At 67.7% G+C, this 12,031-nt stretch carries 7 protein-coding genes; 2 read left to right on the plus strand and 5 right to left on the minus strand.

Annotated elements, in window-relative coordinates; translation table 11 throughout:
• Positions 1-19: 19 nt before the first annotated feature.
• The 3 genes from ACZ5XO_RS15390 to ACZ5XO_RS15400 form a co-directional block, all read right to left on the minus strand.
• Positions 20-2,221, minus strand: coding sequence for a prolyl oligopeptidase family serine peptidase (locus ACZ5XO_RS15390; protein WP_464163254.1), 2,202 nt, complete (start codon positions 2,219-2,221; stop codon positions 20-22).
• A 144-nt stretch (positions 2,222-2,365) separates the two neighbouring features.
• Positions 2,366-4,537, minus strand: a complete 2,172-nt coding sequence (locus ACZ5XO_RS15395) for a prolyl oligopeptidase family serine peptidase (RefSeq protein ID WP_464163255.1) — start codon at positions 4,535-4,537, stop codon at positions 2,366-2,368.
• A 100-nt stretch (positions 4,538-4,637) separates the two neighbouring features.
• On the minus strand, positions 4,638-5,441 hold the full coding sequence (locus ACZ5XO_RS15400) for a potassium channel family protein (protein WP_464163256.1): 804 nt from the start codon (positions 5,439-5,441) through the stop codon (positions 4,638-4,640).
• 49 nt (positions 5,442-5,490) lie between these two features.
• Here ACZ5XO_RS15400 and dapF point away from each other — a divergent pair, with 49 nt between their 5' ends.
• Together dapF and ACZ5XO_RS15410 are read left to right on the plus strand one after the other, a co-directional pair.
• A complete protein-coding gene (gene dapF, locus ACZ5XO_RS15405) occupies positions 5,491-6,345 on the plus strand; it encodes a diaminopimelate epimerase (protein WP_464163257.1) in 855 nt (284 codons plus the stop codon).
• 78 nt (positions 6,346-6,423) lie between these two features.
• On the plus strand, positions 6,424-8,703 hold the full coding sequence (locus ACZ5XO_RS15410; protein ID WP_464163258.1) for an NADP-dependent malic enzyme: 2,280 nt from the start codon (positions 6,424-6,426) through the stop codon (positions 8,701-8,703).
• Between the two features lie 61 nt (positions 8,704-8,764).
• Here the strand turns inward: ACZ5XO_RS15410 and ACZ5XO_RS15415 are convergent, their stop codons facing one another.
• The gene (locus tag ACZ5XO_RS15415; protein WP_464163259.1) at positions 8,765-10,444 is read right to left on the minus strand and encodes an AmpG family muropeptide MFS transporter; all 1,680 of its coding nucleotides are present in this window, start codon (positions 10,442-10,444) and stop codon (positions 8,765-8,767) included.
• Between the two features lie 41 nt (positions 10,445-10,485).
• Positions 10,486-12,024: a response regulator gene (locus ACZ5XO_RS15420; RefSeq protein ID WP_464163260.1), complete on the minus strand. Its 1,539-nt coding sequence runs from the start codon at positions 12,022-12,024 to the stop codon at positions 10,486-10,488.
• Between the last annotated feature and the right edge of the window lie 7 nt (positions 12,025-12,031).

The raw sequence follows: 12,031 nt of genomic DNA on the forward strand, positions 1-12,031 counted from the left end.
CATCCCTGGCCTGTCGCCCTCAGTCCATCAGCTGTTGGGCCAGATAGACATAGTGCCGGGCCCAGCGGCGAGCGTTGGCGACCGGATCGGCGTCGTTGGAGTGACCGCCGGCCGTGTCCTCGTAATAGAGGTGGTCGTGGCCCTGATCCCCCAGGCGCGCCGCGAACTTGCGGGCGTGGCCGGGATGGACCCGGTCGTCGCGCGTGTTGGTCGTGATGTAGACGCGCGGGTATTTCGTCTCGGGGCGCAGCTGCTGATAGGCCGAGTAGCGGGCGATGAACTCCGCGTCGCCGGGAATGCGCGGGTCGCCGTATTCGCCGATCCACGAGGCGCCAGCGGGCAGGTCCTGATAGCGCAGCATGTCGATCAGCGGGCTTTCGATCACCGCCGCGTTGAACAGTTCCGGGTGCTGGGTGATCGACACCGAGGTCAGGACCCCGCCGTTCGAACGGCCGTAGATGCCCAGGTGGCGCGGGCTGGTGATGCGGCGCTGCTCCAGATCGCGGGCCACGGCAGCGAAGTCGTCAAAGGCGCGCTGGCGGTTTTCGCGCAGGGCCGCCTGGTGCCAGCCGGGACCGAACTCGCCGCCGCCGCGGATGTTGGCCTGGACGAAGACGCCGCCGTTCTCGAGCCACAGCTTGCCCATCTCGGGCTTGTAGGCGGGCGGGAAGCTGGCCTGGAAGCCGCCGTAGCCGAACAGGATCGTCGGGCCGGTCCCGTCCATCACCAGATCCTTGGGCCGGGTGACGAAGTAGGGAATCTTGGTCCCGTCGGTCGAGGTCGCCTCGAACTGCTCGACCACATGGGTCGAGGCGTCGAACTTGGCTGGGGCCGATTTCAGCTCGGTCAGGGCGCCGGTGGAGACGTCGGCCAGGCTGAGGGTCGGCGGCGTCAGGAAGCCCTGGGTCGAGACGAAGACCTGACCCTTGCTCTTGGAACTGTCACCCAGACCCACGGCGCTGTTGGTCGGCACGGCGATGTCGGTCGCGGTCCAGCCGTTCTCAGTCGGGGTGAAACGCTTCAACGTGCCGACGACATTGTCGGCGATGACGGCGACGATGCTGTCGGACAGGACCGTCACGTTCTGCAGCGACTGGCGCGGCGTCGGCGTGAAGACGGTCGCCCGTTCAGCGCCGATGGCGATATCCAGCCGAACCGGCCCCAGAACGCCAAGCGGCAGGGACAGCAGCGAACCCGCCGCATAGTCCTGACCGTCGAAGCGCCAGGCCTGATCCGGCGAGAAGACAAGATTGCCGCCCATGACGCCTTCGACAGCGACGCGTTCGGGCAGGCTCAGCTTGTATGGCCTGCCCTCCCCGCCCATGGCCCAGATTTCCGACCGGAAGGTGTCCAGCGGGCGACTGAACAGGACGGCCTCGACCGCGCCCGCCATGTCGCGGAAGACCATGGGCGAGACGCCATAGCCGCCGTCGGACTGCTGGCCGCGATAGACCTCGGTCGCGTGGGCCAGAGGATGGCCGCGCTTCAGGGATTTGACGATGTAGGGATAGCCCGACTCCGTCATCGTGCCGGGACCGAAGTCAGTGGCGATCAGCAGGGTGTCGCGGTCCAGCCAGGTCAGGCGATGCTTGCCCTCGGGGATGACGAAGCCGCCCTCCACGAAGGTCCTGGTGGTCAGGTCGAACTCGCGCACCGTCACAGCGTCCTTGCCGCCGTCCGACAGGTTGACCAGGCAGCGGGTCTCGTCCGGGGCCAGGCAGTCGGCGCCCTTGAACACCCAGTCCCGGCCCTCGGCCTTGGCCAGGGCGTCGATATCCAGCAGGGTCTCCCACTGCGGCTGGTTGCTGCGATAGCTGTCCAGGGTCGTACGCCGCCAGACGCCCTTGGGATTGGCGGCGTCCTGCCAGAAATTGCCCAGGCCCTCGCCCAGGAAGCTAACGCCGGGGATGCGGTCGGTGGCCGTCAGGATGGCCTCGGCCTGCTGGCGGAAGGTCTCGTAGCGCCGGTCGCCGGTCAGAGCCGACAGCGCCTTTTCATTCGAGGCGGCCACGAAGGCCCGGGCCTCGGCCCCGTCCACCTCTTCCAGCGCCAGATGATCGTCGGCGGCCTTGACCCCTTCGGGCGTCAGGTCGCGCGGGAAGTGCGGCGGCGGATTGGTCGCGGCGGCTGCGATCGGATCGGCCGCAGAACCCTCGGCCAAAGCGGGCGCCGCAGCCAACATCAGCGCGGGCAGGGCGACGCTAAGAAACAAGGTTTTCATGACTTCACTCCGCTCACCCCCGCGGAGGCGGGGACCCAGTGCTTTGGCCTGATAAGCCGCCGTCAAAGTTTTCGCCCATGGCCCAGGTCTGAGCGCGCGGTTCAAACCTGGGTCCCCGCCTCAGCGGGGATGAGCGGGCAAGGCTTACTGCTGCGCCGGTTCGTCCATCAGGCGACGCGTCAGATAGGTGTATTCCAACGCGATGCGGCGGGCCGTTTCGCGCAGGTTGGCGCCGGCCGCGTGGCCGCCGTCGGTGTTTTCATAGAAGAGCACCGGATAGCCCAGTTCCTCCATCCGCGCCGCCGCCTTGCGGGCGTGGCCGGGGTGGACGCGGTCGTCCTTGGTCGAGGTGTGGATGAAGACCTCGGGATAGGGCTGGCCCGCCGCCAGACGCTGATAGGGCGAGTATTCCTCGATCCAGGCGCGCTGTTCGGGGATGTCCGGGTTGCCGTATTCGCCGATCCACGAGGCGCCGGCCAGCAGCTTGTGGAAGCGCAGCATGTCGAACAGGGGCACCTGGATGACCGCCGCGTTGATCAGGTCCGGGCGCTGGGTCAGCATGGCGCCCATGAACAGGCCGCCCTGCGACCCGCCCATGATCCCGAGGTGCGGCTGGCTGGTGATCCCCCGCGTGATCAGATCCTGGGCCACGGCCTGGAAGTCCTCGTGGGCGCGCTGGCGGTTTTCCTGCTGGGCCGCCTGGTGCCACTTGGGACCGAACTCGCCGCCGCCGCGCGTGTTGGCGATGACATAGACGCCGCCCCGCTCCAGCCACAGCTTGCCGACCGTCGGCGAATAGCCGGGCAGCAGCGACGACTGGAAGCCGCCGTAGCCGTAGAGCAGGGTCGGGTTCGAGCCGTCCATCGCCATGGCGTCCTTGTGGACGACGAAATAGGGGACCATCGTGCCGTCGGCCGAACGGGCCTCGAACTGATCGACGCGCATGCCGCTGGCGTCGAACTTGTCCGGCAGGGCCTTGGTCAGGGCGACCGCGCCCGTGGCCGCGTCGGCCAGATAGAGGCTGGACGGGTTCAGATAGCCGGTGACGCTGACGAAGATCTTGTCGTCGCGCTCCGACGCCGAGCCGACGCCGACCGAGACGTTCTGCGGCAGGTCCAGGCGCGTGCGGCTCCAGTCGGCCGGGTCATAGACATCGACTGAGCCGCGCACGTTTTCATAAAGGGCCACGACCAGCTTGTTGCGGGTGGCGGTGATGCCCTCGATCGCCTCGCGCTCGCCGGGACGCAGGACCAGGCGGGCGGGCGTCTTCGGATCAGCCAGCCAGGCCTGCAGCGGCCAGGCGATGACGTCGCCGGTCTTGAATTCCTGGCCCGAGGGCGCGGTCCAGTCCTGATCCGTCGTCACCACCAGCTGGCCGGAAACCAGGGCGTTGATGTTGGACTTGAGCGGCAGCTCCAGCTGGGTCGTCGAGCCGTCGGCGTTCAGGCGCCAGGTCTCGCTTTCGTAGAAGTTGATCCCCCGGTTCAGCAGCACCGCCTGAACCACGCCGTCGGCGTCGCGCAGGGTGTAGCCCGAAACCGAGACGTCGGTCTGTTGCCCGGCGAAGACCTCGACCGCCTGATCGACGCTCTGGCCGCGCTTCATCAGACGCACCGTGCGCGGATAGCCCGAGTCCGTCAGCGAACCCTCGCCGAAGTCACGCGAGATCAGCAGCGTATCCTTGTCGATCCAGCTGGCGCCGCCCTTGGATTCGGGCAGGCTGACGCCGCCCTCCACGAAGGTCTTCGTGACGCTGTCGAACTCGCGGATCGTCACCGCGTCCTTGCCGCCGTTCGACAGGGAGATCAGGCAGTAGCGTTCTTCCGGCGCCAGGCAGGTCGCGCCCTTGTAGACCCAGTTGGCGCCCTCGGCCGCCGACAGGGCGTCGATGTCCAGAATGGTCTCCCACTGCGGCGCGTCGGTGCGGTAGCTGTCCAGCGTCGTGCGGCGCCAGATGCCGCGCACGTGCTCGGCGTCCTGCCAGAAGTTGTCGATGTGGCCGTCATGGGTGAAGCCGGGCGAGGGGATGCGGTCGCGCGACTGCACCAGGTCCAGGGCCTGCTGGTGCAGGCCCTCATAGCGCGGGTCGCCCTGCAAGGTCCCCAGTGAGGTTTCGTTGTGCGCCTTGACCCATTCCATGGCGCGCTCGCCCTCGACCTCTTCCAGCCAGATATAGGGGTCGGTCGCGTCGCTGGTGGCGAAGCCCGGCGTGGAGGATGCGGCGGCGACGGGCATGTCGGACGAATGGGCCATGGCGACGGGTGCGGCTCCGGCGGCGAGAAGAAGGGCGGCGGCGGACGCCAGAGTGCGGATCATGTGTCAGTCCCCAACAGATTTGCGCGGCACCTTGGCGAGCGACGAAGGCGGCGGCAAGCGGTGGAAACCTTACAAGCCTGTCATCTTTGGTCGCAGGAGCTCAGTCGCCCTCGTCGGGGATGCACAGAATCTGGCCGCAGGCCTTGCAGTGAACGGCGTCCGGGTCGTGCTTCTGCAGCCCGCAGGTGGGGCAGGGGAACTTGACCTTGTGCGGCCGGATCAGGGTCTGGGCCAGACGGATGAACAGGGTGATGCCCACCAGCATGACGACGATGGAGATGACCCGCCCCCAGTTGCCGGGCAGGGTGATGTCGCCGAACCCCGTCGTCGTCAGCGTCGCCACCGTGAAATACAGGGCGTCCAGATAGCCGTTGATGTGCTCGGCCTTGCCCCGGAAATAGGCGTAGACGAAACCGGTCGTCACGAAGACGAAGGTGACCAGCGCCGTCAGGGCGCGCGTGACCTCCTCGACCCGCGTGTCGTCGAAGCGCCGCCCGATGGTGCGCCAGAACAGGTCGCTGTTCAGCAGACTCCAGAACCGCAGCAGCCTCAGGAAGCCCAGATTGGCCAGCCAGGCTGGGAAGAGCAGGGTCGCCAGCACGAACAGATCGACCCAGACGATCGGCCGTTTCAACCAGGATCGAATGTCGGAATAGGCGTAGGCCCGCGCCGCCAGATCCAACCCCAGGACGGCGGCGATCAGATAGTCCAGCACATAGAAGGCCCAGCCCGCCTCCTTCAGGATCGGCGTGGCCAGGAAGAAGCCGATAATGATCAGATCGATGACGATGACCATCAGGCGGAACTTCACCGCCGCCGGCTGGGATCCGTGATAGAGGTAGCGCAGGCGCGCCCTCAGCCGCAGTCCGTCGGGTTTGGCGGTTTCGCTCTGGTCAGACGTCATCGCCGCCAGCGATACATGAACCGGCGAAAAATCCTATATGAAGACGATCATGAGCCAGCCCGCACGCCCCTACATCCGCATGAACGGCGCCGGAAACGCCTTCATCGTCGTCCAGGCCTTCGAAGCGCCCTTCCACCCGACCGAGGACCAGGTGCGCGCCCTGGCCGACCCGGCGGCGGGTCTGGGCGGGTTCGACCAGTTGATCGGCGTCGAACCGTCCGAGACGGCTGACGCCTTCATGCGCGTGTGGAACGCCGACGGCTCCATGGTCGAGACCTGCGGCAACGCCCTGCGTTGCGTGGGCTGGCTGTTGCTGGAGGCGACCGGCAAGGAAGAGGTCGTCATCGACACGCTCGGCGGACCGACGACGGCGCGACGGGTGGGGGACCGCCTGGTTCAGGTCGACATGGGGGCGCCCCGTCTGGATTGGGCCGAGGTGCCGCTGGCCGAAGAGATGGACACGCGCGGCATCGAGCTTCAGGTCGGGCCGATCGACGCCCCGGTGCTGCACACCCCCGGCGCGGTCTCGATGGGCAATCCCCATGTCGTCTTCTTCACCGACCAGCAGGACGACGCCTTCGTGAAGGGCTCCGGCTCCCTGGTCGAACATCACCCCCTCTTCCCCGAAGGGGTCAACGTCGGCTTCGCCAAGGTCATCGACCACGACCATATCCGGCTTCGGGTGTGGGAGCGCGGCGCGGGCCTGACCCTGGCCTGCGGCACCGGCGCCTGTGCGGCCCTGGTGGCCACGGCCCGACGCGGCCTGACCGGACGAAGGGCGACCGTGGTCGTCGATGGCGGCGAACTGACCATCGACTGGGACGAGGCCACCGACCATGTCTTCATGACCGGCCCGGTCGAAGTCGAGCGCACGGGGCTTTTACCACAGGTCCAGCCAATCTGACCTGACGTAGCGTCAGCGGTTGTCCCCAACGGCCCCGCGATCTAGGAACAGAAGGCGCCTGCCCTTCCCGAGATCAAAATGCCTGAACTGACCGACAAACAGACCTTCTCCGACGACGACGCTCTGGAGTTCCACAGCGATCCGATCCCGGGCAAGATCTCCATGGCCCCTACCAAGCCGATGGCGACCCAGCGCGACCTGTCGCTGGCCTATTCGCCGGGCGTGGCCGTGCCGGTCCTGGCCATCGCCGAGGACGTGGACAAGGCTTACGACTATACGTCCAAGGGCAATATGGTCGCCGTCATCTCGAACGGTACGGCCATCCTGGGCCTGGGCAACCTCGGTCACATGGCGTCCAAGCCGGTGATGGAAGGCAAGTCCGTCCTGTTCAAGCGCTTCGCCGACGTGGACAGCTTCGACGTCGAGGTGAAGACCACCGACCCGGACGAGTTCGTCACCGTGGTCAAGAACATCGGCGACACCTGGGGCGGCATCAATCTGGAGGACATCAAGTCCCCGGAGTGCTTCGAGATCGAGGCCCAGCTGCAAGACCTGCTGGACATTCCCGTCTTCCACGACGACCAGCACGGCACGGCCATCATCTCGACCGCCGGTCTGATCAACGCGGCCCATATCGTCGGCAAGAAGCTGGAAGACCTGAAGGTCGTCCTGTCCGGCGCCGGGGCCGCCGGCCTGTCGTCCATCGCCCTGATGAAGGCCGCCGGCGTCAAGGCCGAGAACACCGTGATCTGCGACCGTGAAGGCGTGATCTACAAGGGTCGCTCGAACGTCTCGCAATGGCAGGCGGCGCACGCCACGGACACCTCGCTTCGGACCCTGGCCGAGGCCATGGTCGGCGCCGACGTGGTTCTGGGCCTCTCGGCCAAGGGCGCGATCACCAAGGAGATGGTCGCCTCCATGGCGCCCAATCCGATCATCTTCGCCATGGCCAACCCCGATCCGGAAATCACCCCGGAAGACGTCAAGTCGGTGCGGTCGGACGCCATCATCGCCACTGGCCGTTCGGACTATGTGAACCAGGTCAACAACGTCCTGGCCTTCCCCTACCTGTTCCGTGGCGCGCTGGACGTGCGCGCGCGCCAGATCAACCACGAGATGAAGGTCGCCTGCGCTCACGCCCTGGCCGCCCTGGCTCGCGAGGACGTGCCGGACGAGGTCGCCGCCGCCTATCGCGGACGCAAGCTGAAGTTCGGACCGGAATACATCATCCCGACCCCCTTCGATCCGCGCCTGATCTGGTACATCCCGCCCTTCATCGCCCAGACGGCGATGGAGACGGGCGTGGCGCGCAAGCCGATCGCCGACATGGACGCCTATCGCATCGCGCTGAAACAGCGCGTCGATCCGTCCGCCGCCCTGATGCAGAAGATCTCCTCGGCCGTGCGTTCGGGACCGAAGCAGCGGGTGGTCTTCGCCGAGGGCGAGGAACAGTCCGTCATCCGCGCGGCCTGGGCCTTCAAGCAGGCTGAGCTGGGCACGCCCATCCTGGTCGGCCGCGAGGACCTGATCCGGCAGAACGCTGCGGAAGCCGGTCTGAACTTCGACGAACTGGGCATCGACATCGTCAACGCCCGCACCTCGGGCCACAATGTCGAATACACCGACTGGCTGTATGAACGTCTGAACCGTCGTGGCTACCTGCGCCGCGACGTGCAGCGGATGATCAATCAGGACCGCAACTACTTCGGCGCCACCATGATCGCGCGCGGCCAGGCCGACTGCATGGTCACGGGCGTGACCCGCAATTTCAACATGGCCCTCAAGGAAGTCCGCCGCGTCCTCGACGTTACGGACCGCATGATCGGCCTGTCGATCCTGCTGGCCAAGGGCCGCACCCTGTTCGTGGCCGACACCTCTATCCACGAGCTGCCCAACGCCGCCGAACTGGCCGAGATCGCCATCAAGGCCGCCGCCACGGTCAAGAAGCTGGGCCGCAAGCCGCGCGTCGCCTTCCTCAGCTACTCGACCTTCGGCGACCCGCCCGGCGATCGCGGCGAGAAGGTCCGCGAGGCCATCCGCATCCTGGACGGCATGGAGGTCGACTTCGAATACGAGGGCGAAATGCCGCCCGAGCTGGCCCTGAACCCCGAGGCTCGCGCCAACTATCCCTTCATGCGCCTGACCGGTGACGCCAATGTCCTGGTCATGCCGGCCATCCATTCGGCGGCCATCTCAACGCGTCTGGTGCAGTCCCTGGGCGGCGCCACGGTCATCGGTCCGCTTCTGGTGGGCCTGGAGAAGTCGGTGCAGATCGTGCCCCTGGGCGCCTCGGTCAACGAGATCATCACCGCCGCCACCTTCGCCGCCTACGCCCAAACGGCCGAGGTCGAGGACTGACGTCCCCGCACGGCGACCACCTCGAGAGGCGGCCTTCGGGCCGCCTCTTTGCGTTCAGGCTCTAGGCTTCCCTTTTCAGACGCCGCAGTTCGACCGTCTGCCGCACCCACTCGGCCGCGCAGAAGACAACGGCGATCAGTCCCAGCCAGGCGGCCACCACGAACATGGCGGCATAGCCCTGACGCTCGATCAGTTCGCCGAGCGCGCCGCGCCCCAGGGTGCCGATCAACAGCGCCAGGGAGGTGAAGACCGCGAACTGAACCGCGCCGAACATCTTGTTCGACAGGGCCGACAAATAGGCGACGAAGGCGGCCCCGGCGAAACCGCCGGCGATGTTCTCGCCTGCGATGGCCAGCATCAACCGGGCCAGGGGCTCCCCGACATGGAACAGGCCAAACAGCTTGTACAGGCCGCTGACCTGCATGAAGCCGTGGATGACGGGCGCGCCCATGGCCAGGTCCATCATCAACAGGTTCGTGGCCGCCGAAAGCGCCGCGCCCAGCAACAGGCTGGCCATCCGGCCGATGACCAGCAGGGCCCAGCCGCCCAGGCCGATGCCCAGGATGGTCATGACCACGCCGAAGGTCTTGGACGCCAGGGCGATCTCGGTCTTGGTGTGGCCCAGGGCGCCGCCGGTGTCCCCCATGTAGAAGGGGAAGGCGAAAGGCCCCCAGACCCCGTCGGTGATGCGATAGGTCAGGATCAGACCCAGGACGATGACCGCGCCCCAGCCCAGACGGCCCATCAGTTCGACCAGGGGCGCCAGGATGGCGTCATAGAGGGTGTTGACGACAGGCGGCGCATCGCGCTCGCCTGCAACCGGTCCGGTCTTGCCGCCGCGCCAGACGATCAGTCCCGCCAGCAGGGCGGGCAGGATGACGGCCCCGCCGACGATCCACGGCCCCCAGGTCGCGGTGAACTCGCCCGCGCTGGGCGCCGGGGTGACGCTCAGCGCCGTGACCATGAAGCGGATCAGCATGAAGGCGGCCCAGACCCAGGCGGCGAGGGTGACGGCCAGGGCCGTCATGCGCAGACGCGGCGAACCGATGCGCTCGCGGGCGATGGCCTGTTTCGGCGCGGGTTTCGGCTCAGGCGCGATCAGGGTTCCCAGCAGGCCCAGACCCATGAGGCCGGCGCCGATGACGAAGGTCGAGGACCAGCCCAGATGATCCGCCAGGACCAGAGCCCCCGCACCGCCGACCAGGGCCGCCGTGCGGAAGCCCAGCTGATAGACGGTGGACAGCAGATCGACGGGAACCCGCTCGTCGGCGACCTCGATCCGCCAGGTGTCGATGACGATGTCCTGGGTCGCCGAAGCGAAGGCGCCCAGGGCCGCCGCCCCGGCCAGCATGGCGATCGCGCCCGTGCCCGGATGCGACAGGGCGATGGTCAGCAAGGCGCCGACCAGAACGATCTGGCAAAGGATCAGCCACGACCGGCGCCGTCCCATCCGTCCGATGATAGGCGGCGTCAGGCCGACCGAGGGCGACCAAAGGAACTTGAACGCCCCGAACAGGCCCACCCAGGACAGGACGCCGATGGTGGCCACAGATACGCCCGCATCCGACAGCCAGGCGTTCAGGGTGCCGAACAGCATGGCGAAGGGCAGGCCGGCGGAGAAGCCCAGCAGCAGCATGGCCAGGGTGCGGCGCTCGCGGAAGGCCGCCTTCAATACACCCAGACCTTTCGGCGCCGGCTGCAGGGCCGCGACCTCGGAGGCGAGCGTCTTGGTGTCGGTCATGCAGGTCTCCGGCGGACGCCGCCGGAAACAGGCGGTCGTGGTTACTGGGCGCCGACCTTGGCGCGGTTGCCGACGTTCGTCCAGCGGGTCAGGGCCGTGCGCAGGGCGTCAGCCTCCAGCGGCTTGGTCAGGTGGTCGTTCATGCCCGCTTCCAGGCAGGCGATCCGATCCTCGGCGAAGGCGTTGGCGGTCAGTGCGATAATGGGAGTCCGCTCGCCCCGCGCCCGCAGCGCCCGCGCCGCTCCCGGACCATCCAGACGCGGCATCCGCATATCCATGAAGATCAGGTCGAACCGCGCGTCCTTGAGCGTCTGCAGGGCCTCATGGCCGTCCGCCGCCGTCTGGACCACGCAGCCCTCGCGGCGCAGCAGGGTCTTGGCCAGCAAGGCGCCGACCGGATTGTCCTCGACCAGCAGGACCCGCAGACCCTTGAACGCCACGGGCGTGACGCGGTCATCGTCCGACGCACGGCCGGGCGCGGGCGTCAGGCCCTTGCGGCGTCCGGCCGCCGCCTGAACCCTTTCAGCCAGCGAGGCCCGGCGCAGCGGCTTGATCAGATAGCCGTGGAAGCCCGCCGACCGGTAACGGTCGATCAGGTCGCGCTCATTGGGCTTCAACAGGATGATGGCCTCGCCCTGCGACGGGCGCGCCATCAGGGCGCCGTCCTCGGCCATGGCGTGGTCGATCAGGGTGACGCCCGCCTGGCGGGCGACACGCCCGCCCGAGGCCTCGATCTGAGCCGTCGCCGCCTGGCGAACAAAGGGATCGGAGGTGCGCACGGCCACCACCGTCCCATCCAGCAGTTGCGCGCGCGGCGCAGCTTCAGCGGCGGCGGGGAAGGGCGCTTCGAAACGGAAACGGGCGCCGGGACCGTCAGGGCGATCGGACACGGTCACGGTCCCGCCCATGGCCTGAGCCAGACGCCGCACCACCGCCAGACCCAGACCGGCCCCGTCGAAACGGACGGCGTCGGAGGCGTCGGCATGGCCGAACTCGTCGAAGATACGGTGCCGCGCCTCTTCGGGCACGCCGGGGCCGGTGTCATCGACGACGAAGGCCAGGCGCGGACGCGCAGCGGTCCCGCCCGCGCGCTCGACCGTCAGGCGGACCCCGCCCCGGTCTGTGAATTTCACGGCGTTGCCGGCCAGGTTGAACAGGACCTGACGCAGGCGGCCCTCGTCCGCGATCACATCGGGCGCGTCGGCGGCGACAGACCAGACGATCTCCAGCCCCTTGTCGTGGGCCTTGGGGCTGAGCAGTTCGGCCACGCCGCGCGTCAGGCCTTCCAGATCGACGGGGGAGGCGTCGAATTCCAGGGCCCCGGCTTCCAGTCGGGCGAAATCCAGCAGGTCGTTGACGAGGCCCAACAGGTGTTCCGCCGACTTCTGCGCCGCCTCGGCATAGGCGCGCTGCGCCCCGTCCAGCCTGGTGCGCGACAGCAGGCCCAGCATTCCGATCACCCCGTTCAGGGGTGTGCGCATCTCATGGCTCATCAGCCGCAGGAACTGCTGTTCCGGCGCGTCCGACGGCGCGGCGAGCGTGGTCTCGGTCGGTGCGTGCGTTCTGCGTGCCTGTCCCATGGCGGCC

This window comes from Brevundimonas sp. T2-11, assembly GCF_055397675.1.